Below are 25456 nucleotides of genomic sequence, written 5' to 3' on the forward strand. Positions count from 1 at the left end.
TTAATTTAATTGTGTTTGGTATGCTATGGCATACATTTTTAATTGTTTAATCATACTTACCAAGCCATTAGCTCTTGTGGGAGATAAATGTTCCTTTAAACCAATTTTTTCGATAAAATCTGTGTCGGCTTCAATAATGTCTTTAGGTCTTTGGTTTGAAAAAACTCTAATTAAAATGGCTATAATACCTTTTGTAATAATAGCATCACTATCAGCCGTAAAAAATATTTTATCATCCTTTAATTCAGCATGAACCCATACTTTACTTTGACAGCCTTTAATGATATTACTATCGGTTTTATATTGTGCTTCAATTAAAGGTAAGTCCTTTCCAAGATCAATCATATATTGATAACGTTCTTCCCAATCTTCAAACATTGAGAATTCATCAATAATTTCGTTTTGTATGTCCTTAATACTCACAGTTTTTATTTTATGCAAAAATACAATAAGAAATGGTCCTATTCAATATTTTCTGAAATAGATAAGATTTCTTTAACAATGGTTTCAATCTCTTTTGGGGGATTCCCGTGATCAAAACTTGCTGATTCATATTTCTTATCATCAGAATAGATAATTAATTTAGCAATAAGAGCTCCATCAAAAAAACGTCTGTCTGAAGGCGCCTTTAAATTAGAGATATTTTTAACATCAACTGTTTTTATGGCGTTTATAAGTTGTTCCCATTCTGGTGCGCTACAAACTTTAATAACTGGATCATCATCACGCTTGTTAACTACTGAAACCTGTTTTTTATTAATTGATATGGATTTATAGACACCTCTTGAAGTGGTGGAATATTCAAACATGACTGGCATTACTTGTGGATTTTTAATCATGGTTAAAACAATGCCTTTATTACTAATGAATTCTAAAGTTGCATTATTAGAATTTAAATGATCAATTTTTGATAAGGCCTCAAATAAGTTAGTTTCAACAGTATTCGCTTCCTTTTCGCAAAACATTTTTGTAGAGCCCAGCGCTCCAAAAGTAATGCTTTTTTCACTCAATGTATAGTTTCCAAAAAAACGATTACATCCTGAAAAGCCCGTTATTTTTTGTTTTTCAGCATTAAAATTAACTTCTAAGCCATAAGCTGAAACATCTTCATTTTGTAATGATTTAATAACATAAGTACCATTTAATTCAAGTTTCGTTTCGATTTCGTTTTGAGAAAAATTCAAGGTTTTCTTAGAATTATTGCAGGTATTTAACGAGATAAGACTGCACAAGAAGATAATTAATTTCATGGCTTATATTTTTAATTATAAAATACAAAAAAGACGCCAAAGTTGGCGTCTTTTAAATAAAAAATAAATATGTTTATTATTGTATCATAATTTCTCGTGGACCTCCAGAGGCAAATATAGCTCTCATTCTATTGCGTTGCCCGTCAGTAAACATATACATACATGAATCATAGGTATAATCCATATAATTCATAGTCATATCTGTAGAACTACAGTTCACAGTCGGATAGGCAGGGCATCCATAATTTGGACCATCAGATGTAGGAGTATCTTCAACAAAATCATCTTGGCGGCATCTACCATCTCCCCAGATGTGTCTTAAATTTAAATAATGTCCTACCTCATGACTGGCTGTTCTTCCTAAGTTATAGTTTGATGCAGAGCCACCAGGTAAACTTTCATGCAGTATGACAATACCATCAGTATCTGGACTTCCACCCGGAAACTGTGCATAGCCTAAAAGGCCGCTACCTAAATTACAAACCCAAATATTTAGTTGTGTTGAAGGAGAAACTGGAGGGTACGATCTTTTCACAGAATCATTCGTTCCCCATGAAGAGGTGTTGTCGTTATGTCTCACAATTCCTGCTAGTGTAAAGCTAATGTCTGTGTTGGTAGCATCATTTATAAAGTTAGTGGCACCTGAGGGCAAAAGGTTAGTATTTAATTTACTAAAATCGTCATTAAGAACATTCAATTGAGATTGAATTTGAGCATTGCTAACATCATTGGCATTTGGCAATATAATATGAAAATATACAGGGATCACAATATTTAAATTATCCTCAATTCGCAACACATCAATATCAGGTTCACCGCCATCGCTGCCACCACCACCAGGGTTACCTACTGGTTTTCCTTTGGCATTGATCAATTTTCTGGTATGGTACTCAATGTCAAACATTTTTTTCTCTAATCCTGGGTTTTCAGCCAGTAATCTGTTTAAATTAGACATGGTTCCACATGTTTTGTTGATTTCCTTACCGGTATTTGACTTATTGGTTAAGTCATCAGCAGAATCCGTGTAAACGTAAAAATCGCTCATATCAATTTCTTGATCTAAAGTAATCTCTTTTGTATCGTTGTTACATGCCGAAAATAATAAGGCTATTGAAGCCAAACCAAAAAATAATTTTTTCATAATAGTTGTTAATTAAGAATTAGTGTTGAGGAAAGTATAAAATATTTTTAAACTTCTTATTATTTATTAATAATTTTTGTTAAATATTCGACAAAAAGCATGTGATTGTTAGGTAAATAACAATTTTTATTTAATATAAAGTCTAAAAGAAATAAGATAATACTTAAGAAAGCATGAATTGCGCCTTCCTTACTCCTGCAACTAAACTATCAATTTCTGCTTTAGTGTTGTAAAAAGAAAAAGAAGCTCTTATAGTACCAGGTATTTTATAATAATCCATGATGGGTTGCGCACAATGATGGCCGGTTCTAACAGCAATGCCCATTTTATCAAGAATACTGCCTACATCATAAGGATGAATGCCTTCTAAATTAAAGGAAATAACGGATGTTTTATTTTTTGAAGTCCCGTAAATTTTTAAACCTTCTATTTCAATTAGTTTTTGTGTAGCATATTCTAAAAGTTCATGTTCATATTTAGAAATGGCATCAAATCCAATGGCGTTTATATAATCAATGGCTGCACCAAAGGCAATACCTCCACAAATATTAGGGGTTCCTGCCTCAAATTTATGAGGTAATTCGGCGTAAGTGGTTTTTTCAAAAGTGACTTCCGCAATCATTTCACCTCCACCTTGGTAAGGTGGTAATTTTTTAAGCCATTCTTCTTTACCGTATAGCATTCCCTCGCCTGTTGGGCCGCACATTTTATGGGCGGAGGCTACATAAAAATCAACATTCAAAGCTTGAACATCTGGTTTTAAATGCGGACTGGCCTGTGCGCCATCAACTAATATGGCTGCGCCAATTTGGTGCGCTTTTTCTATAATATATTCAATAGGATTAATGGTGCCTAAAGCATTTGAAATGTGATTTACAAAAACTAATTTGGTTTTATTGGAGAGGAGCTTGTCATACTCAGACATGATTAATTCACCCTCTTGATTCATGGGGATTACTTTTAATATGGCTCCAGTGCGCTCACAAAGCATTTGCCAAGGCACAATATTGCTGTGATGCTCTAAGGCAGATACGATGATTTCATCACCCTTTTTAAGGATGGAAGAAAACCCATTAGCTACTAAATTAATACTATGCGTCGTACCCGACGTAAAAATAATTTCATGTGCAAATTGAGCATTAAAGTGCTTTTGAATTTTATGTCGCGCTTGCTCATATTTATCTGTAGCTTCCTGACTTAACGTATGCACACCACGATGAATATTGGCATTATAATTTGAATAATAATCTACAATAGTATCAATAACCTGCTGAGGTGTTTGAGAGGTTGCTGCATTGTCCAAATATACCAATGGTTTTCCGTTGACTTGTCTTGAAAGTATGGGAAAATCTTTTCTTATATCTTCTACGTTAAACATAGTTGTTTTTTAAAATAGCCCCGATAGTAGCGGCATCCTTTTTTCCTTTATTCATGTAAAAAAGATAGAGCGGATAGCGGGAAATAGCTTCAAATAATTTTATAGATCAAAACCGATATCAACGCCTAATTTATTAGCTATAATTTTATTGATGCGTTGTTTAATTTCAGGAATTTTAACTGAGCTTAACACGTTATTACTAAACGCATACATAAGTAATGCCTTCGCTTCTTTTTCGGGAATACCTCTAGAGCGCAAATAAAACAGCGCACTTTCGTCTAACTGACCTATGGTACAACCATGTGAACATTTCACATCATCAGCAAAAATCTCTAATTGCGGTTTGGTGTTAATAGTGGCTTTATCGCTTATTAATATGTTTTTATTTGACTGAAAGGCATTGGTTTTTTGGGCTTCCTTATTAACAATTATTTTTCCATTGAAAACACCCGTGGAGTTTTCGCCGAAAACACCTTTGTAATCCTGATGACTTTCACAATTTGGTTCTATATGATGAACTAAGGTATTATGGTCCACATGCTGTTTATCACCAATAATGGTGATGCCTTTTAAAATGGAGTTAATACCTTCGCCATGTTGATAGAAATTAAGATTATTTCGAGTTAATTTCCCTCCAAAAGAAAAGGTATGAACCGAACAAATACTTTCTTGCTTTTGATTGATATATGAGTTGTCAATTAATGAAGCGTTTGAATGGTCATTTTGCACTTTATAATAATCAACAATGGCGCGTTTATTGACAAATAATTCTGTAACGCTATTGGTTAAAACAGGATTTTCAGTTAAACTTTGATGTCTTTCAATAATTTGCAAATGCGAATTTTCATCAACCACAATTAAATTACGTGGTTGTAACATGATGGCTGATTCATTTCCTGTTGAAAAATGGATGATTTGAATTGGTTTTGCCACCATTTTATTCTTAGGAATATGAATGTAAGCTCCTTCACTTGAAAAGGCTGTATTTAATGAGGTTAAACTATCGTTTTTCGCAATTTTATTAAAATAGTTCTCTATAAGAATCCGGTATTTTGGTTTTGTTAATGCCGAAGACATTAAACAGATATCCATCCCATCATGCGTTGTCTGTGAGAGATGAGAAGAATATTTCCCATCAATAAAAACAATTTTATAAGTGTCGATGTCATGAATGAAATATTTTTTAACATCATTGTATTCAATGGCATTTTCCTGCTTTGGGAACACACTAAAGTCATTTTTTAAAACACTGTTTAGGGAGGTGTATTTCCAGGCTTCTTCTTTTTTGGAAGGAAACCCATGATGCTCAAATGTTTTTATAGCTTCGGTTCTTATGTTATGCAAATAAGTATCCTCGTCTTGATGGTTTTCAAATGCCCAAAAGGATGATATGAGTTTTTCTTTTAAATCCATTTTTCAATTGTTAGTAAAAGTGGCTGAACCGCTCAAACTGAAAATTAATTATGCGTTAACTTCTTCTTTAATCCAGTCGTAACCTTTTTCTTCAAGCTCATGAGCCAGTTCTTTAGTCCCAGACTTCACGATTCTTCCATTATATAATACATGTACAAAATCAGGTACAATGTATTCTAATAATCTTTGGTAATGGGTAATCACTAAGACCGCGTTGTTCTTGCTTTTAAGTTTATTTACCCCATTAGCTACAATGCGAAGTGCGTCAATATCAAGACCTGAATCGGTTTCGTCTAAGATGGCTAATTTGGGTTCTAACATGGCCATTTGAAAAATTTCATTACGCTTTTTCTCACCTCCGGAAAAGCCTTCATTTAAAGAACGAGATAAAAACTTTCTGTCAATTTCTAATAACTCGGCCTTCTCACGAATGAGTTTCAACATGTCTTTAGCAGGCATATCTTCAAGCCCTTTAGCCTTGCGTGTTTCATTGATGGCCGTTTTCATGAAATTGGTTACTGATACTCCAGGTATTTCAACCGGATATTGAAATGATAAAAAGATGCCTTTATGGGCACGCTCTTCAGTTGCCATTTCATTGATATCTTCTCCTTCAAAAAATATGTCACCATCAGTGACTTCATAATCTTCTTTCCCTGCAATGACTGACGCCAAGGTGCTTTTACCAGATCCGTTTGGCCCCATAATAGCGTGAACCTCTCCAGGCTTAATTTCAAGATTAATACCTTTTAATATTGATTTGTCTTCAACACTTGCGTGTAAATTTTTAATTTTTAACATATTATTATTTAAAATCGAGACTATTTGTTTTTATTCTTTTTTTATTAACCTACAGATCCTTCTAAGCTTATCTCAAGTAATTTTTGAGCTTCTACAGCAAACTCCATAGGCAGTTTATTAAGTACATCTTTACTAAAACCGTTTACAATTAAAGCAATGGCTTTTTCTGTTGGTATGCCACGTTGGTTGCAATAAAAAATTTGGTCTTCACCAATTTTACTGGTGGTAGCTTCATGCTCAATTCTGGCGGTTTTATTTTTTGCCTCAATGTATGGAAACGTATGGGCGCCACATTCATTACCCATAAGTAAACTGTCACATTGTGAAAAATTACGGGCATTATCGGCATTTGGGCTTATTTTAACCAGGCCACGATAACTGTTTTGAGATTTTCCGGCTGAAATACCTTTTGAAATAATGGTTGATCTGGTGTTTTTCCCCAAATGAATCATTTTAGTTCCTGTATCAGCTTGTTGATGATTATTGGTTACCGCAATTGAATAAAATTCGCCGACAGAATTGTCGCCTTTTAATACACAACTTGGATATTTCCAGGTTACAGCACTTCCTGTTTCTACTTGTGTCCAGGAAATTTTTGCATTGGTTTCACAAAGTCCGCGCTTAGTAACAAAATTATAAACTCCTCCTTTACCTTCAGCATTACCTGGGTACCAGTTTTGAACGGTTGAATATTTTATTTCAGCATTATCAAGTGCAATCAGCTCAACGACTGCCGCATGTAACTGGTTCTCATCTCTACTAGGGGCTGTACAGCCTTCAAGATAGCTAACATAACTGCCTTCATCTGCAATAACAAGTGTTCTTTCAAACTGACCGGTCCCTGCCTGATTGATTCTAAAATAAGTGGAAAGTTCCATAGGACAACGAACACCTTTTGGTATATAACAAAAGGACCCGTCACTAAACACAGCACTGTTAAGGGCCGCATAAAAATTATCTTTTTGAGGCACCACAGTGCCTATATATTTTTTTACAAGTTCTGGATGTTCTCTGATAGCTTCAGAGATGCTCATAAAAATAATGCCTTTTTCACCCAAAGTCTTTTTGAAAGTGGTGGCTACCGAAACGGAATCAACAACCACATCCATGGCAACGTTACTCAGCTTTTTTTGCTCATCGATGGATATTCCCAGCTTTGCAAAAGTGGCTAATAATTCTGGATCTACTTCATCAAGACTATTGTATTTAGGCTTGCTGTTTGGTGCAGAATAGTAAGAAATAGCTTGAAAATCTGGTTTTTGATAATGTACATTGGCCCATTCGGGTTCAGTCATTTCTTTCCAGGCTCTAAACGCTTCAAGTCGCCAATCAGTCATCCATTGCGGCTCTTCTTTTTTAAGAGAAATAGCTCTAACAATATCTTCATTTAAACCGTTTGGAAATGTGTCAGAGGCAATGTCAGTATAAAAACCGTATTCATATTCCTTGGTTTTAAGCTCTTCTCTTAAATCGTCTTCAGTATATTTATTCATTGTTTTGTTCTTCTGTAGATTGTTTAAAGTGAAAAAGATTCACCACAGCCACAAGTTCTATTGGCATTAGGGTTGTTAAATACAAACCCTGTTCCGTTAAGCCCACCTGAATATTCAAGCGTTGTACCTATTAAATATAAAAAGCTTTTTTTGTCTACTATAATTTTTACTTCATTATCAACAAAAACTTTGTCGCCTTCTTGATTTTCTTTGTCAAACTTTAAATCGTATGATAAGCCAGAACAACCACCGCTTTTTACACCTACACGTACAAAATCCGTTGATGGATTATAGCCGTCTTCTTGCATAAGTTCGATGACTTTTTTCTTAGCAGTTTCAGAAACTTTAATCATAATTATTAAAATAGTTTTACTTTGTTTTTCTGTTATTTTTTAACCACCATTATTAAGACAGTTTCTAAATAAGCTACAAATATACAATATAAGTTATGGATTTCCATACATTCTAACATTATATTAGCATATGCTTTTATAAGTTTTTCTTATTGATTTAAGAAGGCAGGATTAGATATAAATGTTTCGTCAGAAAGTGATAATAAGAAGGCTTTTAAATCCGTTTTATCTTCCTCAGTTAAATTGACACCTCCTTGAGAAACCTTTTTCATTAAGGGGTCAATAGTAGGAGAGTTTTGTAATCCTTCACTGTAGTGACTGATAACTTCTTCGAGGGTTGTAAATCTGCCATCATGCATATAGGGTGCAGTAAAAGCAAGGTTGCGCAATGAAGGTGATCTGAACTTGCCGTTATCAGCCGGATCACCAGTCACTTTTCCTAAACCCAAATCAGTAATAACTGCATCCAGACCATTATTATGGAATAAATTATCTGTCCATAAAGGATTGTTGGCATTACCATGGCAATGAAAACAATCTCCTTTTGTTTCATCCATAAAAACATTAAACCCATTCAGTTCTTGGGTTGTTAATACTCCTTCTTCCAAAAGATATTTATCGAATTTTGAGTTTGCAGAAATTAAAGTTCTTTCAAATTGTGCAATGGCCTTGGTGACCAAAGTTGAGTCTATAGCTGAAGGTCCAAAGGCTTCATTAAATAATTTGGGATAATCCTGATGGGCTTGTAATTTTTCTACTACTTTTTTCCAGGTATTATGCATTTCAATAGGGTTTGTAACAGGCTCAAAGGCCTGATGCTCTAAACTAAAAACACGGCCGTCCCAAAAGAAATTTTCATCATAATTCCATGCGAGATTAAAAAGAGGCATAGAGTTTCTGTGTCCCAAAATCCCATCAATACCTTCACTAAAACGATTCGCATCCGTAAAGGCCTTTTCTGGTGTGTGGCAATCTGCACAGGCCCGTGTATTATTAGCCGATAAAATTGGATCAAAAAACAATTTTTTCCCTAAAGCAATGCCTTCAACAGTTTGAGGATTATTAAAAGGAATTATGGGAGCTAAAATGTTTTGTTCAAAAAGAAGTGGAATATTTAAAGGTGCCGGGGTTGGCTCATAAATAAACTTTTCAACGGTTTCATTAGTACATGACACTATTAGAAATAAAAAGACAATATGTAAAACCTTTTTTTTAATCATTTTCAGGGCTAACAGATTCTAAACTAAATGCATTTTTACCATTTTCATACATCATCACTTGTGCATTAAAATTTGGCATTAATGAGTTGTATAAAAGGTTTAAATCCCATGTGTTTGGGTTTTTAAACCATTCGGCTATATTCATTTCAATATTAAATGAGGTATCATTGGAAATCATAACTGAACCTAAATTAACCTCTATGAAAGTATCTTGAAAAATTAAATTATCAGGGTCTGAATTATCTACGGCTCTAATAGCATGATAGGCATACCCAATTTCTTCACTCTGTTCATTGATATACTTCCCTTCTAATTGCATAAAGTGATAGCCGCCACCTAGCATTTCTGGAACATTCCAGGAAGCAGAATTTAAATCGGGATAGGCACCACTTATATTGTCTTCATTATCAAAACCAAAAAGAAAAGAGACATTACTGTAATTACCTGTTGGTATGGTTGTCTTTGAAGAAAATGACAAATGAGTTCCATTGGTAACATCCACTAAGTTATATCCGTCCAGGACTATTTTTTCTCCATTTGATTTGTGAAAGGTGATTTTTGAAATGAGATATCTCAGTCTTTCAATGCTTAAAATGTCTCCATGGGCATTGGTGTATTGTATGTTGTTGAAATCTGAATTTGAAACCATTGTTCCATCCCAATTATGACTAAAATTAAAACTGATAGTTGCTTCAGATTTTATTGCTTGATCATCTGATTGACATGCCAATAGTGCGATCATAAAAAAGGAAACAGCAATTAATTTTTTCATTATTTTAATTTAGCAATTATTAAATCTGTAAACCCTTTGTTTTCTGGAATATCTTTGTCTGCACTGCTTGATTCACCAATAATAATAAAACTATTGTCCTCAAGTTCTAGGGCGCCATAGGCAAAATCAATGTTGCTTCCACCGAAAGACTTTTGCCAAAGGAGACTTCCATTAAAATCTATTTTTAAGACCCAAACGTCATTTTGTCCTTGATTGGTAGTTAAATCACCATCCATACTTCTGGAACTGCCAGATATTAAAAAACCATTGTCTGAGGTATTTGAAATTGAGCGTCCTGCATCAAAGCTGGTTCCTCCAAATGTTTTTTCCCAGAGTAAATTTCCTGAAGGGGTTATTTTAACAACCCATAAATCTGAAGCCCCATTGTTTTGTGAAATGTCTTTATCATTACTTCTGGTATCACCCACTATAATATAATTACCATCAGATGATTTAACGATGCTGAAAGCTTCATCTATTTCTGATCCTCCAAATGATTTTTCCCAAACCAATGTGCCGGTGTTATCAATCTTGATGACCCAGAAATCATAAGTGCCTTGGTTACTGGAAATATCAACATCTGCACTATCAGAGGAGCCTACAATGATATAGCCATTATCTTCAGTTTGAATGACATCATAAGGCGTGTCTGTAAAGGATCCACCATAATATTTACTCCATTGTTTTTCACCTGATATATTTAATTTAATCACCCAGTAATCTCCTCCAGCGTGATTAATTTTGGTGTTTTTACTATTCCCATTGCCCTCTGAAGCGGTCACGTCAAGAACTCCGGTCAACAGAAAACCCAGGTCATTGGTTTCTATTATAGAAATACCGGTATCAGTTCCGGCATAACCCAAAGATTTTTTCCAAAGGATATTACCTGAAGCATCTAGTTTTGATACCCAATAGTCACTAAACCCAAAATTTTCACTCATGTCACCATCATTACTTTGACTATATCCTAATATGGCATACCCTCCGTCAGTTGTTTGAATGACCTCATTACCGCGGTCATCTCCTGAACCACCATAAGTTTTCTGCCATTGTAAATTATTGTTTTGGTCAAACTTTAGAAGCCAGTAATCATAAGAGTTATTTACCTTATTAATAACATCACCATCCATACTTTGTGTATATCCTAAAATGGCATAACCACGATCAGAAGTTTTGGTAATAGATTTGGCGCTTTCATTATTTGAACCTCCAAAAGTTTTAATAAATTCTATCTGTATTGGATTGTTTGGAGGCGTTTCATTAATTGACGAACAACTCCATAGCAATGAAAGAAAAAAGAGTTTAAATATGAGAACTTTTATATTTTGAAGGAACATGATCTTTTAATTAAGTGCCACTTTTTCTTATCACAAAAAGGCCTCTATTAATATCACTAATGATAATATTGCCACTTTCAAAAAACGGAAATACACTCCATGCACCATCAAAGGCAGCATTGTTGTTTTCTGGATACGAATCAAAATAACCAATTTCATTCATTGATTTATTTTCTATTTGAGCGATATCAATGATTCGCACTCCGGCTCTATAATTAGCAAGATAAAAAGTGTTATTTTTTACATATCCATTATGATCTATGGCTAGTGTAGGCCCAGAATAATCAAAACCATAAGTTGGATTATCTAAATCCGTAAAATCAAAGATTACGGTTCTGGTATTATTACCAAAAGAAAGTTCATCAACTTCGTCACCAAGTATGAAATATTTCATATCTGCCGTTAACCACCCTTGATGTGTATACCCTGTATTACTATAATTTACTGTGCTAATAATTGTTGGGTTGGCTTTATCTGTAACATCGGCAATTATCACCGCGTTTTCATTACTTCCAATTAAAATTTCACGACCAGTATAGTCTGTATCAGCCCCATTATAGGTCACAACTTGCGCGTCATGTGAATAACCGCCAATTTGAAAATTACCTTCATAGACTGGATTTGCTGGATCTTGAATATTAATGAATAAGGTAGCACCAGTAAACGGGCCGCTTTTAGTGGTTCCCACGATATAGGCATACCCTGTAGATTCATTAATTACAATATTATGAGCACTTCCAAAACCAGAATAATTACCATCTGAATTAAAGGTTTCAGGAGGATTGGATATATTGCGTAAACGAGTTAAATCAAACACTTGCATACCATGATTTCCAGCATTATCGGCAATGATAAAAGCGTAATCATTATAAATTTTAATATCACGCCAGGAACTATTTACTGAAGCTGTTGGAAGTTTTCCTAAATAAACAGGGTTTTCAGTGTCAGTAATATCTACAAAGGCAGTGCTGGAATTTGTTCCCATTAATGCATATTCTTTTCCAGTTGCAGAATCTGTCCATCCCCAGCAATCGTTTCCTGCAGTAACTCCGAATGTATTTAAAGGGATCCAGGCCATTAAATCATAGTCATTACACGGGAAAATATCAGCAAATCCGTTGTCGCAATAGGCAAGAGCTACAGCAGAATCAACATTATCACTGTCTGCAATTAGCAAACTTTCAACCTTTTCGTCAGAGCAATTTTGAAATGCAATTGCAAGAAGACATAAGAAAAGTAAGAAAGAAAAGTAATTTATTGATTTTGAAAAAAAAGGTTTAAATAAATTTCTCATAGTTTTTTTGAATTCACTGTATAAAACTATTGTATGCTTAGTTTTATTATATAAGTGGTGAAAATTATAACAAGTGAACAATATAAATTATAAAGTGGGTTTTCTAATTGTTTTTATGTTAAAGTTCAAAAGTGTTATTATGATACTAATGTTGAATTATCAAAATAAGGTTGTTATTTTTGCAGCATGATAGAAGATAAAAATATACAACGAACTGAATTAAGTGATTTAGGAGAATTTGGATTAATAGATCATTTAACTAAGAATTTTAAAATGAATCATAAGTCCACTATTAAAGGTATTGGTGATGATGCCGCTGTATTGGATTTTAAAGACAACAAAATAGTAGTTACTACTGATTTATTAGTGGAAGGTGTTCATTTTGATTTGAGTTATATGCCTTTAAAGCATTTAGGTTATAAATCTGTTGTTGTTAATTTATCTGATGTTTGTGCAATGAATGCGACCCCAACACAGATTACGGTGTCTATTGCAGTTTCAAACCGGTTTCCTTTGGAAGCTTTAGAAGAACTTTATGCAGGAATTGAAACTGCTGCTTCTATTTATAATATTGATGTAGTTGGAGGAGATACTACCTCATCAACAACGGGTTTGTTAATTTCAATTACGGCTATTGGAACTATTGATGGCGACAATGAAGTTTACAGACATGGTGCTAAACCAAATGATTTGCTGGTTGTTTCGGGAGATTTAGGGGGCGCCTATTTAGGATTGCAAATTTTAGAAAGAGAGAAGGAAGTTTATAAAGTAAACCCTAATAATCAACCAGATTTAGAACCTTACAGTTATATTATAGAGCGTCAATTAAAGCCAGAAGCTAGAAAGGATATCATTAAATTATTAAAGGATTTAGATGTTAAACCTACATCCATGATTGATATTAGTGATGGCTTATCTTCTGAAATAATGCATATTTGTAAACAAAGTGAAGTAGGCTGCGATTTGTTTGAAGAAAAATTACCTTTAGATCCTGTGGTTATTTCTACTTGTGAGGAATTTAATATTGATAGCACTACTGTGGCCTTAAATGGTGGTGAAGATTATGAGTTGTTATTAACTGTTTCACAGGAAGATTTTCCTAAAATAAAAGCAAATCCTAGTTTAACAGTGATTGGTTTTATCAAAGAAAAAGAATCGGGAATACATTTAGTTACACGAGCCGAAACTAAAATTCCAATAAAAGCCCAAGGCTGGAAAAATTTTAATGCTTAAAAACTAATAAGTTTTTAAAGGGGTTTTTCTCCATTAATTTTTTGTTCCTTTTTTCATGGATACGTTCTAAAACGTCGTTTATTTCTTTAAACTTAGGAGAAAGTTCAATTAAATGGCCATTGCCATTGGTAGTTAATTGCTTTTTGCAATTTTTACAGGTATATTCCTTTACATGATAGGTTACTTTTCTGGTAACTTTAAAATCATGACCAAAGACCTTGCAGTGAAGATGTTTCATCAAAAAAAATGTTTTGCCTTAATTAATCAGTGAGAGACTGTTAAGATATAAAAACGTTTTTTATGATTTTAACATAGGGTTATTAAATCGATGAAGTGATTAATTTTTCCTTTGAACGTTGAATTCTCACGTTGTGAATTCGCTCTAAAATGGTATTTATTTCTTTAAATTTTGGGGTTAGTTCAATTAGGTGTCCATTTCCGTTAGTGGTCAACTGTTTTTTACAATGCGTACAAGTATATTCTTTTACGTAATAGGTGACTTTTTTGGTTACCTCAAAATCATGACCAAAGACATTGCAGTATACATTTGGAAGGAATGAGGTCTTTTTAGTAGCTTTTTCCATAAGTTTCAGATTTAGAACAGTATAAATATAAAACAAAAAATGAATAAAACGACGAAAAGCTATATTTTTTCGATGAAATGCACAATTGTACGTAAGAATAAGGTTTCGTTTTCAACATGACTCATATGTCCGTCAGGAAATTCTACTACTTTTATATTGGAGTTTTTCGTTTGCTTAATAAGAGATTTAAAAGCTAAAACAGGATCTTTCTTGCTTATAATCATTAATTTTTCAAAAGCAGCATTTTTAAAAAATTGTTCTCTGTCTTTTCTGATTTTCATGCCTTCCAGAGCAGCGACTATACCCTGAACGGGTATTTTTAAAGCCTGTTCTTTTATAAGTTTAATTTGATTAGCAAAAATCTTTCTGTTTTTAGGTCTAAATAAATTGACAACCGCTATTCTTACAAAGGTTTTATGATTTTGTTTGACAGCGATAATGGCTCTATCTCTATTTTTTTTGCGTTCACTGCTATCTGCATTTGCAGTTGAATTCATTAAACAAAGACCAATAACATTTTTTGGATTGTTCTCAGCAAAAGCGAGTGCCACATAACCGCCCATTGAATGCCCAATTAGAATGGTCTGACTAATGTTTAAATGATTTAGGACCGCCTTAACAATTTCAGCCATTAATTCCATTGAATGAATATATCCTAAACAGTCTGTTTGGCCATGACCCAGTAAATCAATACAGATAATTCTGTTTTTTTTTGAAAGGACGGGTATAAAAGCGTCCCACATAGTGGAGTTTTCTAAAAAGCCATGAAGCAAAACTACCGGAACACCCGTACCCTTGTCAGTGTAAAAAATGTTTATGCCTTTGTGTTGTAAAATCATATTTAAACTATATTAGTCAAAGATATCATTGAATAATGAATAAAACTAAACAAACTTTTGTATTTGGATTTGCTTTATTTGCCGGATTTTTTGGTGCAGGAAATTTAATTTTGCCACCTTTATTGGGTTTTAATTCTGGGCCTGATTGGTGGTTAGTTACCATTGGGTTTATCATATCAGCGACTATTATTCCGCTATTAGCTTTATTTGGACATGCTAAATTACAAGGTACCATGTTGGCTTTTGGTAACAAGGTGTCGCCTTTGTTTAGTTTAATATTTTGTCTTTGTATTTATGTGATAATTATTGCATTACCATGTCCTCGTACCGCTGCAGTGACCCATGAAATTGCCATTGCACCATTCTTTAATACAAGTTCATTAACTACCAGCTTTATTTATTTTTCACTGGCTTTTGTTTTTGTAATTAACAGAAATAATGCTTTAGAAATACTGGGCAAATATTTAACGCCCATTATTGTACTCATATTACTGGCTATTATTGTGGTTGGTGTTTCTGTAAACGTAAGCCCAATGAACATATCAAATTTAGATACGCCTTTAGTTAGTGGGTTATTGGAAGGCTATCAAACCTACGATGCCATTGCAGGAATGGTTATGGGAGGTATTGTGATCATTTCAATAAACAATTTTAATGATGCCATGTCTTTTAAAGATAAAAAGATAATGATTGCAAAATCCGGACTGATAGCTATGGTTGGGTTATTCATTATTTATGCTGGTTTGATTGCTTTAGGTGCTTTGTACAATTCAGAGTTTCCAGTTGATATTTCAAGGACTAATTTACTTGCAGGTTTAGCTTCAAAAACTTTAGGTAATATGGGTGCTGTTTTTTTAAGTGTTTTGGTTGGATTAGCTTGTTTTACAACTGCGGTGGGTATTATTATGAGTACCGCAGATTTTTTTAAAGCCCTTTTTAAAGACTCTAAAACAGCCTATGTCATAACAACAATAGTTTGTTGTATCGTGGGAATACTGGTTGGTCAATTTGAAGTGTCCTATATTATTAAAGTGGCGTTGCCATCTTTAATGCTTATTTATCCGCTTTGTATAGTCCTTATATTATTGAATGCGATTTCAGAAACATATGCTACTCAATTGGTTTTTAGGTGGGTGGTTGTTGTAACTTTTATGTTTAGTATTCCTGATTTTTTGAATTTTATTATGCCTATTGAAAAACTGGAACCTATTATAAAAATGATTCCTTTCGCTCAACAAAATTTAGGATGGGTTTTACCCGCTTTAACAACTTTTATTTTAGTGAATATTTTTCAAAAATTAACACATAATAAAAGATTACAAACTTAATTTTTGAATCGTTTTATTGCTAAAAAGGCATTGTCAACATATTCTTCTTCAACCAAAATGGTAAATTCATTAGTTGTTGAAATAACCTCGTAAAGTACAACACCTTCCCAGGCTAAGCGTTTAAAAAAGTGATAATATAATCCGGCTATTTTTGAATTGTCTTCAGGTAAGCTTATACTAATGGCTGTTAAACCTTCTTGAATCGCAATAAAAATTTCATTTTTAAAATGTGTATTCACATAATCGTTCAAACTACTTGACACTATAATATTGCTTTCATGAATACCTCTTGTAAATGTGTAAAACAGTTTAGATTCTTCGTTAATTTTCTGCAATAATTGGGCGTGATTATGAATTAAAGTCTCAGAATTTTTTACTGTAAAATCAGTTAAGTTTGACCTCACAGTAATATCTCCCAAATTCTGAATCACCTTTTTCATTTTAATTGAATTGGTTAATGCAACCGGCGGATTATAACGGCGTAAAGCCATCATAATAGCCCCTGGCTTTACCTCCTTTTTCAACATCTTACTTATTGGCTCAGTCAATTCAATGGCTAAAGCACTAAAGTTTATAATATTTCTTGAGAGCGCCTCTTCTAAGTAAGGTTGGGCGATTAAAATATCTTCGACACAATTGGACACTGTTTTCATGTTAAATATTTAACAATTTGTGCAAAAATAATCTTTTTTTTTAATAAATATCTTATTTAGAGTTATCTAGTCTACTTTCGTTCCATAAATTAATAAAAAATGAAAGTATTAAAGTTTGGAGGAACTTCGGTAGGATCCGTTGAAAACATGAGTAATGTTAAAAACATTATTAATGATGGAAAGAAAAAAATTGTGGTTTTGTCAGCTATGTCCGGAACCACAAATACTTTAGTAGCAATAGCTAGTAATATTTCCAACAACATGCCTAATGAGGCTGTTGAAAAGATCAATAAATTACATGAAACATATTTTAACACTATTGATAAATTACTTGGTGATGAGTCTTTAAATGCAGATGTTAAAAATTATATCACTGAGATTTTTAACTTTTTGGTGGAATGCACCTATCAAGAATATTCACTTAACTTAGAAAACAATATAGTAGCCCAAGGCGAACTTCTCTCTACATATATGTTTCATAATTACCTAAAGCAAGAAGGCATAAAATCTGCTTTACTTCCGGCTTTAAGTTTTATGCGAATTGATAAAAATAATGAGCCAGATCTGTTTTATATTAAACAAGATTTAGATATTCTTTTTAAAGAAACGCCTGAAGCACCAATTTATATTACACAAGGGTTTATTTGTTTAGATGAAGACGGAAATATTTCAAATTTGCAACGTGGGGGCAGTGATTATACAGCTACAATTATTGGGGCGGTAATAAAGGCTGAAGAAGTTGAAATTTGGACAGACATAGATGGAATGCATAACAACGATCCAAGATATGTTGAAAACACCAGACCTATTTCAAATTTGTCCTTTGATGAAGCCGCTGAATTAGCCTATTTTGGAGCAAAAATTTTGCACCCACAAACGGTAACTCCGGTGAGAGAACTAAACATTCCTGTGCGTTTAAAAAATACTATGAATCCTGAAGCATACGGCACCTTGATCAATGAAAGTCATAGTGAAAATGGGGTAAAAGCAATTGCGGCAAAAGATAATATTACTGCTATCAAAATAAAATCCGGGCGTATGCTCTTGGCACATGGTTTTTTAAGAAAGGTATTTGAAATATTTGAAGTTTATGAAACAGCTATAGATATGATTACGACTTCTGAAGTGGCTATTTCACTGACCATTGATGACGACAGAAATTTAGACAAAATTATTACGGCTCTTGAAAAGTTTTCAGCTGTTGAGGTTGATAAAAACCAAACCATTATTTGTCTGGTGGGACACTCTATTGTAAACCATCAGGATACCTATAAATTATTTCAGATTTTACAAGACGTTAAAATCAGGATGATTTCTTATGGCGGAAGCAGAAATAATATTTCACTATTAGTCAATTCTAATGATAAAATTAATACGCTAGGTAAACTAAATAATTATTTATTTGAATTGGTCACTGTTTAAGGGTAAAATTTAATTTAGTCAGGTTAGCAAAAAGGGTCATTTTAAATGACCCTTTTTTTATTTTTAATTAATTGTTGACTATAAAACCAGATTAATTCATAAGGTCTTCAATTTCTTCCACTTCAATAGGGATGTTGCGCATTAAATTAAAAGGTTCTCCTGTTTTTTGAATAACGACATCATCTTCTAAACGAATTCCAAATCCTTCTGCCGGAATATAAATTCCCGGCTCCACAGTAAACACCATATTGGCTTTCATGGGTTCAGTTAAAATACCATAATCATGCGTATCTAATCCCATATGGTGAGAAGTACCATGCATAAAGTACTTTTTGTAGGCTGGCCAATCAGGATTTTCATTTTTCACATCGGCTTTATCCAATAGTTTAAGACCTAATAATTCAGAGGTCATAAGTTTTCCAACTTCCACATGATAAGAAGCCCAATCTGTGCCGGGTACCAGCATTTTTGTAGCCTCATTTTTTACGCGATTTACAGCATTATAAACCGCCTTTTGCCTATCTGAAAATTTTCCAGAAACAGGTATGGTTCTGGTCATATCACTGGAATAGTTTGCATACTCTGCACCGACATCTAATAAAATTAAATCGCCTTTTTTACATTGTTGATTATTCTCAACATAATGGAGTACGTTGGCATTATTTCCAGAGGCAATAATAGGGGTATATGCAAATTTTTTAGATCTGTTTCTTAAAAATTCATGCATAAATTCAGCTTCAATTTCATATTCCCAAACACCCGGTTTTGTGAAATTTAAAACACGTCGAAAACCTTTTTCAGTAATGTCACAAGCTTGTTGCATTAAGTCCAGTTCAATCTGATTTTTTACAGATCTTAAACGCTGTAATATGGGGTTGCTTTTCGCAACGGCATGAGCAGGATATTTATTCTTTAACCATTTTGTAAAACGGTCTTCTCTAGTTTCTGTTTGAACGTTGGCTCTGTAATGTTCATTAGTGTTGATGTATACGGTATCACATTGGGTCATTAACTCAAACATGATTTTTTCCATTTCTTGAAGCCAATAAACCGTTTTTATGCCACTGGTTTCAAAAGCAGCTTCCTTGGTTAGTTTTTCACCTTCCCAAACGGCTATATGATCGTTGGTTTCTTTTAAAAACAGAATTTCTCTATGCTTTTCTTTTGGGCAATCAGGAAACAAAACTAAAACACTTTCTTCCTGATCAACTCCACTTAAATAAAATATATCGCGGTGTTGTTCAAATGGCATGGTGCTATCAGCACTAATGGGGTAAATGTCATTTGAATTAAAAACAGCTAAACTGTTAGGAAGCATTTTGGCTTTAAAATTTTTTCGGTTTTGAATGAATAAACTTTGTTTTATAGGATGATATTTCATTGAATTGTGATTTAACTATAAAATTACAAAAACTATTAAAACTTTGTTCATAATTCTTTAACTTTGGTCAAAGCCCATTTATTAGGTATTTAATATTGGGTTAAAATTTTGAAAATGAAAACGAATAGATTAACAATTACTATCATTCTGTTTTTTATCAGTTTTAATGGGTTATATGCTCAAGTAATGCTGCGGGAGATCACATTAAAGGAGCAGATTGATAGGTCAGCCTTGGTTGTTGAAGGAGAAGTGATATCTAAAACATCATTTTGGAGTAATAATTTAATTTACACTTCTAATACGGTTCAGGTATATAAGGTTTTTAAGGGAACGCCTGTTTCAACTATTGAAGTTATAACTTTAGGAGGAACGGTTGAACTCACAGCATTAGTAGTGTCTACTGGTTTAAAATTATATAAAGGTAATGTAGGTGTTTTTATGCTTCAGAAAAGCGATGTTAATAACGCCGCTACAAATAAAATATTAGTTAATCAGTTTCAACCTTTTGGAGCCATTCAAGGGTTTTATAAGTACGATGTTTATAGTGATGTTGCTGTAAATCCTTTCAACAAAAAGCAGGGTATTTCTTTAAATTTTTATAAAGAAATCATCTCTGCTACGGGCAATAATTATGTGGAAGTTTCATCTTTTAATACGGTTGAACTGAATAGATCATTAAATCAAAAAAGTGCTTTAGCGCCAATTATTTCAAACTTTAATCCAACTACAGCTACAGCGGGTACTAAAACGAGACTTACTATCAACGGAACAGGCTTTGGGACAACCATGGGAAAAGTGAGTTTTGCTGATGCCGATGAAGGCGGTAAAGGTAGTTACACAGATGCTTTAGAAACTCAAATAGTATCATGGGGTAATACCCAAATTGTAGTTGAAATTCCTTCTGGAGCAGGCACAGGAAAAATTCGAGTTACTGATGCCGCATCTGCAATGGGTACTTCTTCAGGAAATTTGACCATTTCTTATTCTGAGATTAATGTTGTTTATGACCCAGATGATAAACCAAATGATGTTCCTCCTACAAACGGACCTTTAAAGCCATATGCCTATCCCGTGCAACATTACGGGCAAACCAGTGGGGGCTATGAATGGGAAATGCAAACCCAATTTTTTAATGACAGTGAGTATTCCGGAGCTAGAGCGGCTTTTGAAAGAGCTTTTGAAACCTGGAGATGTACAACAAAAATTAATTGGACTATAAAAAATGTTCCAACTGTAATTGATGTTGTAGCTAGTGACGATACTAATGTTATTAGATTTGATAACGTTAATGAACTTGATAGTGGTGTTTTAGGGACTTGTTATTCTTGGTATAATGGTTGTGGTAGTTATCCAAATTTAAGTTGGTTTGTTTCAGAATTAGATATTGTTTTTGATGCTGGAGGGACAACTGATTGGAATTTTGGCCCAGGACCAACTACCGTTTTAGGAGAATATGATTTTGAAACCGTAGCACTTCATGAGTTAGGCCATGGGCATCAATTAGGTCATGTTATTGATACGGATGCAGTTATGCATTATGCGCTTTCTTTTAATGAAGACCAAAGAGCCTTAAATAGTGATGATATTGCTGGTGCAACAGATATACAAGATAGAAGTACCTCAACTTCTGTTTGCGTAAAACCTCCTATGACCGATTATTCTGGACCCTGTAGTTTAAGTGTGGAAGATGATATATTTAAACTTGCCGTAAAAATTTATCCGAACCCATCAAATGGGACATTTTATATCAAGAATGATTTAAATTTGAATTTACAAAAAGCCACTGTTTATGATATGAGTGGCAGATTGATTTCTGAAATAAATCTTTCGGGTGCTTCAGAAACAAGCACTATTAATCTAACAGGTATGGCAAAAGGGATGTATCTGGTTAATATCCATTCTGATCATGCTTTTGTAACTAAAAAAATAATTTTAGAATAATATTATTGATGTCAAAAATGAAACAAGAAGGGGCCTGTAAAAGGCCCTTTTTAATTTGTTGAACACAAATTATTTAAAATCATTCCAAATAGATATTTAAGTGTCTTTGTTTTTGTCTATAATGTTCTTGAAGTGTATTTTTGTACGTATCTAAATATCTTCAAAAAAATGAGCGGATTTTTTAAATCTTCGATTGGAAGAAAGGTAGCCATGGCGCTTTCAGCTTTCTTTCTAATGTTTTTCTTAGTAATGCACGTTTCTATAAATTTATTATCTGTTGTTAGTCCAGACAGTTTTAATGAGGCTTCGCATTTTATGGGAACAAATTTGCTGGTTCAATTTATTATGCAACCAGTTTTAATTTTTGGTGTAGTATTCCATTTTATCATGGGATTTGTATTGGAAATTAAAAACAAAAAAGCCTTGGGAGTTTCTTATGCTAAGAATAATGGTGCTGCAAACTCCACATGGATGAGCAGAAATATGGTTTTAAGCGGCGTTGTGATACTGGCATTTTTAGGTCTTCACTTCTATGATTTCTGGGTGCATGAAATCACGATTAAATATGTTGGTGGCGATATGACAGGGCTGATAGATCCAGACAATTTAGATTCGGGATATCGTTATTATGAAGAGCTTAAAGAGAAGTTTATAAGTCCGGTTCGCGTTGCTATTTATGTTGTTGCATTTATATTGCTTGGGCTTCATTTGGCTCATGGATTTACCTCAGCATTCCAGTCTCTTGGAATTACTGCGGGCAGAAAGAAAACCTTACAATCAATAGGTAAAGCCTATTCAATTATAATTCCTCTAGGATTTATTTTTATTGCACTTTATCATCATTTTAACCATTAATCTTAAATACGCATGGCTTTAAATTCAAGAGTACCAGAAGGTCCAATTAAAGATAAATGGACAAATTATAAAGATAAAATCAATTTAGTAAATCCAGCTAATAAACGTCTTATTGATGTCATCATAGTAGGTACTGGTTTAGCAGGTGGATCGGCAGCTGCAACCTTGGCAGAGCTTGGTTATAATGTAAAATCATTTTGTTTCCAAGATTCCCCAAGGAGAGCACACTCTATTGCAGCTCAAGGAGGTATTAATGCCGCTAAGAATTATCAAGGTGATGGAGATTCAACATACCGTTTATTTTATGATACCGTAAAAGGAGGCGATTATCGTTCTCGTGAAGCCAACGTCTATCGATTGGCAGAAGTTTCAACCAATATCATTGATCAATGTGTGGCACAAGGAGTACCTTTTGCACGTGATTATGGCGGATTATTAGACAACCGTTCATTTGGTGGGGTATTAGTTTCCAGAACTTTTTATGCAAAAGGACAAACAGGGCAGCAATTATTGTTAGGTGCTTATTCAGCAATGAATCGTCAAATAGGTCGTGGTAAAATTAAAATGTACAATCGCCATGAAATGTTAGATGTTGTGATTGTTGATGGAAAAGCAAGAGGAATTATTGCGCGAAATCTGGTGACAGGAGAGATTGAACGTCATTCAGCCCATGCGGTAGTATTAGGAACTGGTGGTTATGGTAATGCGTTTTACTTGTCAACTTATGCTATGGGAAGCAATGTTACCGCTGCCTGGAAAGCACACAAAAGAGGTGCCTTTTTTGCAAATCCTTGTTTTACACAAATTCACCCAACCTGTATTCCGGTTTCAGGAGACCATCAATCAAAATTAACACTGATGTCTGAATCCTTGAGAAATGATGGCAGGATTTGGGTGCCAAAAAACATGGAAGATGTTTTGGCAATTAGAGAAGGTAAATTAAAACCAGTTGAGATAGCTGAAGAAGACCGCGATTATTATTTAGAACGTCGTTATCCTGCTTTTGGAAATTTAGTACCACGAGATGTCGCTTCAAGAGCCGCTAAAGAGCGTTGTGATGCCGGCTATGGCGTCAATAAAACAGGAGAAGCCGTTTATTTAGATTTTGCAGCGGCCATTCAGCGATATGGAAAAGAACAGGCACATGTTAAAGGCTTAGATGAAAATGATAAAGGGGTTGTTACAAAATTAGGTAAAGATATTATTAAAGCGAAGTATGGCAACTTGTTTCAGATGTATGAAAAAATCGTAGATCAGAACCCATACGAAACCCCAATGATGATTTATCCAGCAGTACACTATACTATGGGAGGTATCTGGGTAGACTATAATTTAATGACTACGGTTCCCGGATTATACGCTATTGGAGAAGCGAATTTTTCTGATCATGGAGCTAACAGACTTGGGGCTTCTGCACTAATGCAGGGACTTGCTGATGGCTATTTTGTATTGCCTTATACCATTGGAGATTACTTATCTCATGATATTCGTACCGGAAAAATTTCAACGGATTCAAAAGAATTTGAAGAAGCAGAAAAACAGGTTAAAGCGACTATCGATGCATTAGTTAATAATAAGGGAACGCATTCTGTAGATTATTTCCACAAAAAGTTAGGTAAAATAATGTGGAATAAATGTGGAATGGCAAGAAATGAAAAAGATTTAAAAGAAGCTATTACAGAAATAGCAGAATTAAGAAAAGAGTTCTGGAAAGATGTTAAAGTTCCTGGTGGCGCCGATGAATATAATGAAGAGCTTGCTAAAGCTGGCCGTGTTGCCGATTTCTTAGAATTAGGTGAGTTATTTGCAAAAGATGCTTTACAAAGAGAAGAATCAGCTGGAGGTCATTTTAGAGACGAATATCAAACACCTGAAGGTGAAGCAATGCGTAGAAAAGAGTTTCAATATGTTTCTGCCTGGGAATATAAAGGAGAACCTAAGGATGCCGTTTTACACAAAGAAGCATTAGAATACGAAAATATTGAAGTAAAAGAAAGAAGTTACAAATAACAGATTGGTTATGAAATTAACATTAAAAATTTGGCGTCAAAAAAACGCAAGCGATAAAGGAAAACTTGTTGATTATAAGGTTGATGATGTTTCTTCAGATATGTCTTTTCTTGAAATGCTTGATGTATTAAATCAAGATCTTATAGATAAAAACGAAGAGCCCATAGCATTTGATCATGATTGTCGTGAAGGTATTTGTGGTATGTGCTCAATGTATATTAATGGACGTGCTCACGGACCGGATAGAAGTATAACGGTTTGTCAATTGCATATGAGAAGTTTTAAAGATGGTGATACCATTTATATTGAACCTTGGCGTGCGGCGGCTTTTCCGGTAATTAAGGATTTAATAGTAGATAGAAGTGCCTTTGATCGCATTCAACAAGCCGGCGGTTTTATTTCTGTCAATACTTCAGGAAATACACAAGATGCCAATGGTACTTTAATTTCAAAATATGCAGCGGATACCGCAATGGATGCCGCTACTTGCATTGGTTGCGGTGCCTGTGTAGCAACCTGTAAAAACTCATCTGCCATGTTATTTGTAGGCGCTAAAGTGTCGCAATATGCATTATTACCACAAGGGCAAATTGAAGCTGCCGATCGTGTAAGAAACATGGTAGCTCAAATGGACTTAGAAGGATTTGGTAATTGTACCAATACGGGTGCTTGCGAAATAGAATGCCCGAAAGGGATTTCATTAGATAATATTGCCAGAATGAATCGAGAACTAATGAAAGCCAATATATATTAACATT

24 protein-coding genes are annotated in these 25456 nt (G+C 34.0%); 7 read left to right on the forward strand and 17 right to left on the reverse strand.

What is annotated here, in order from left to right; genetic code table 11:
• The 12 genes from V8G56_RS02535 to V8G56_RS02590 all read right to left on the reverse strand — a co-directional run bounded on the left by V8G56_RS02535 (window position 1) and on the right by V8G56_RS02590 (window position 12335).
• Window positions 1-423, reverse strand: coding sequence for a SufE family protein (locus V8G56_RS02535; protein ID WP_395436891.1), 423 nt, complete (start codon window positions 421-423; stop codon window positions 1-3).
• Window positions 424-461: 38 nt separating this feature from the next.
• The gene (locus V8G56_RS02540) at window positions 462-1250 is read right to left on the reverse strand and encodes an META domain-containing protein (protein ID WP_395436892.1); all 789 of its coding nucleotides are present in this window, start codon (window positions 1248-1250) and stop codon (window positions 462-464) included.
• Window positions 1251-1326: 76 nt separating this feature from the next.
• The gene (locus V8G56_RS02545; protein ID WP_395436893.1) at window positions 1327-2391 is read right to left on the reverse strand and encodes a zinc metalloprotease; all 1065 of its coding nucleotides are present in this window, start codon (window positions 2389-2391) and stop codon (window positions 1327-1329) included.
• 163 nt (window positions 2392-2554) lie between these two features.
• Complete coding sequence (locus V8G56_RS02550) at window positions 2555-3769, reverse strand: aminotransferase class V-fold PLP-dependent enzyme (RefSeq protein ID WP_395436894.1); 1215 nt, start codon at window positions 3767-3769, stop codon at window positions 2555-2557.
• 99 nt (window positions 3770-3868) lie between these two features.
• Complete coding sequence (gene sufD / locus V8G56_RS02555; protein ID WP_395436895.1) at window positions 3869-5182, reverse strand: Fe-S cluster assembly protein SufD; 1314 nt, start codon at window positions 5180-5182, stop codon at window positions 3869-3871.
• Between the two features lie 48 nt (window positions 5183-5230).
• The gene (sufC, locus tag V8G56_RS02560; protein WP_395436896.1) at window positions 5231-5983 is read right to left on the reverse strand and encodes a Fe-S cluster assembly ATPase SufC; all 753 of its coding nucleotides are present in this window, start codon (window positions 5981-5983) and stop codon (window positions 5231-5233) included.
• Between the two features lie 44 nt (window positions 5984-6027).
• A complete protein-coding gene (gene sufB, locus V8G56_RS02565; protein WP_331629104.1) occupies window positions 6028-7476 on the reverse strand; it encodes a Fe-S cluster assembly protein SufB in 1449 nt (482 codons plus the stop codon).
• A gap of 23 nt (window positions 7477-7499) precedes the next feature.
• Entirely contained in the window at window positions 7500-7829 is a 330-nt protein-coding gene (locus tag V8G56_RS02570) for a HesB/IscA family protein (protein WP_331629102.1), read from the reverse strand.
• A gap of 149 nt (window positions 7830-7978) precedes the next feature.
• Complete coding sequence (locus V8G56_RS02575; protein ID WP_395436897.1) at window positions 7979-9049, reverse strand: cytochrome-c peroxidase; 1071 nt, start codon at window positions 9047-9049, stop codon at window positions 7979-7981.
• Entirely contained in the window at window positions 9042-9821 is a 780-nt protein-coding gene (locus tag V8G56_RS02580; protein WP_395436898.1) for an MbnP family protein, read from the reverse strand. The genes V8G56_RS02575 and V8G56_RS02580 overlap by 8 nt, the downstream gene beginning before the upstream one ends.
• A complete protein-coding gene (locus V8G56_RS02585) occupies window positions 9821-11158 on the reverse strand; it encodes a hypothetical protein (RefSeq protein WP_395436899.1) in 1338 nt (445 codons plus the stop codon). Before V8G56_RS02585 ends, V8G56_RS02580 begins: the two co-directional genes overlap by 1 nt.
• A gap of 10 nt (window positions 11159-11168) precedes the next feature.
• Window positions 11169-12335 carry a choice-of-anchor B family protein gene (locus V8G56_RS02590; RefSeq protein ID WP_395436900.1) on the reverse strand — a complete coding sequence of 389 codons (1167 nt, stop codon included), beginning with the start codon at window positions 12333-12335 and terminating at the stop codon, window positions 11169-11171.
• Between the two features lie 303 nt (window positions 12336-12638).
• Here V8G56_RS02590 and thiL point away from each other — a divergent pair, with 303 nt between their 5' ends.
• Window positions 12639-13685 (forward strand): thiamine-phosphate kinase, encoded by a 1047-nt coding sequence (gene thiL / locus V8G56_RS02595; protein WP_395436901.1) that lies wholly within the window; start codon window positions 12639-12641, stop codon window positions 13683-13685.
• On the opposite strand, the gene V8G56_RS02600 is transcribed toward thiL, so the two are convergent.
• The 3 genes from V8G56_RS02600 to V8G56_RS02610 all read right to left on the reverse strand — a co-directional run bounded on the left by V8G56_RS02600 (window position 13675) and on the right by V8G56_RS02610 (window position 15108).
• Complete coding sequence (locus V8G56_RS02600; protein ID WP_395436902.1) at window positions 13675-13923, reverse strand: hypothetical protein; 249 nt, start codon at window positions 13921-13923, stop codon at window positions 13675-13677. The two genes, thiL and V8G56_RS02600, sit on opposite strands and share 11 nt — an antisense overlap.
• 82 nt (window positions 13924-14005) lie before the next feature.
• Window positions 14006-14269, reverse strand: a complete 264-nt coding sequence (locus V8G56_RS02605) for a hypothetical protein (RefSeq protein ID WP_395436903.1) — start codon at window positions 14267-14269, stop codon at window positions 14006-14008.
• Between the two features lie 59 nt (window positions 14270-14328).
• Window positions 14329-15108, reverse strand: a complete 780-nt coding sequence (locus V8G56_RS02610) for an alpha/beta fold hydrolase (protein ID WP_395436904.1) — start codon at window positions 15106-15108, stop codon at window positions 14329-14331.
• A 35-nt stretch (window positions 15109-15143) separates the two neighbouring features.
• Here V8G56_RS02610 and brnQ point away from each other — a divergent pair, with 35 nt between their 5' ends.
• Window positions 15144-16436: a branched-chain amino acid transport system II carrier protein gene (brnQ, locus tag V8G56_RS02615; protein WP_395436905.1), complete on the forward strand. Its 1293-nt coding sequence runs from the start codon at window positions 15144-15146 to the stop codon at window positions 16434-16436.
• Here the strand turns inward: brnQ and V8G56_RS02620 are convergent.
• Complete coding sequence (locus V8G56_RS02620) at window positions 16433-17089, reverse strand: hypothetical protein (RefSeq protein WP_395436906.1); 657 nt, start codon at window positions 17087-17089, stop codon at window positions 16433-16435. The two genes, brnQ and V8G56_RS02620, sit on opposite strands and share 4 nt — an antisense overlap.
• Window positions 17090-17188: 99 nt before the next feature.
• On the opposite strand from V8G56_RS02620, the gene V8G56_RS02625 reads away from it, so the two are divergent.
• Window positions 17189-18511 carry an aspartate kinase gene (locus tag V8G56_RS02625; RefSeq protein ID WP_395436907.1) on the forward strand — a complete coding sequence of 441 codons (1323 nt, stop codon included), beginning with the start codon at window positions 17189-17191 and terminating at the stop codon, window positions 18509-18511.
• A gap of 91 nt (window positions 18512-18602) precedes the next feature.
• On the opposite strand, the gene V8G56_RS02630 is transcribed toward V8G56_RS02625, so the two are convergent.
• Entirely contained in the window at window positions 18603-19892 is a 1290-nt protein-coding gene (locus tag V8G56_RS02630; RefSeq protein ID WP_395436908.1) for an aminopeptidase P N-terminal domain-containing protein, read from the reverse strand.
• Between the two features lie 114 nt (window positions 19893-20006).
• Here V8G56_RS02630 and V8G56_RS02635 point away from each other — a divergent pair, with 114 nt between their 5' ends.
• From V8G56_RS02635 to V8G56_RS02650, 4 genes are all read left to right on the forward strand, one after another.
• Window positions 20007-21833 (forward strand): T9SS type A sorting domain-containing protein, encoded by a 1827-nt coding sequence (locus tag V8G56_RS02635; RefSeq protein ID WP_395436909.1) that lies wholly within the window; start codon window positions 20007-20009, stop codon window positions 21831-21833.
• Window positions 21834-22001: 168 nt separating this feature from the next.
• The gene (locus V8G56_RS02640) at window positions 22002-22688 is read left to right on the forward strand and encodes a succinate dehydrogenase cytochrome b subunit (protein WP_395436910.1); all 687 of its coding nucleotides are present in this window, start codon (window positions 22002-22004) and stop codon (window positions 22686-22688) included.
• Window positions 22689-22700: 12 nt separating this feature from the next.
• Window positions 22701-24698, forward strand: a complete 1998-nt coding sequence (locus V8G56_RS02645) for a fumarate reductase/succinate dehydrogenase flavoprotein subunit (protein WP_395436911.1) — start codon at window positions 22701-22703, stop codon at window positions 24696-24698.
• A gap of 10 nt (window positions 24699-24708) precedes the next feature.
• A complete protein-coding gene (locus tag V8G56_RS02650) occupies window positions 24709-25452 on the forward strand; it encodes a succinate dehydrogenase/fumarate reductase iron-sulfur subunit (RefSeq protein ID WP_395436912.1) in 744 nt (247 codons plus the stop codon).
• Window positions 25453-25456: the final 4 nt, after the last annotated feature.

This window comes from Gaetbulibacter aquiaggeris, assembly GCF_044003965.1.
Classification (GTDB): Bacteria; Bacteroidota; Bacteroidia; order Flavobacteriales; family Flavobacteriaceae; genus Yeosuana; species Yeosuana aquiaggeris.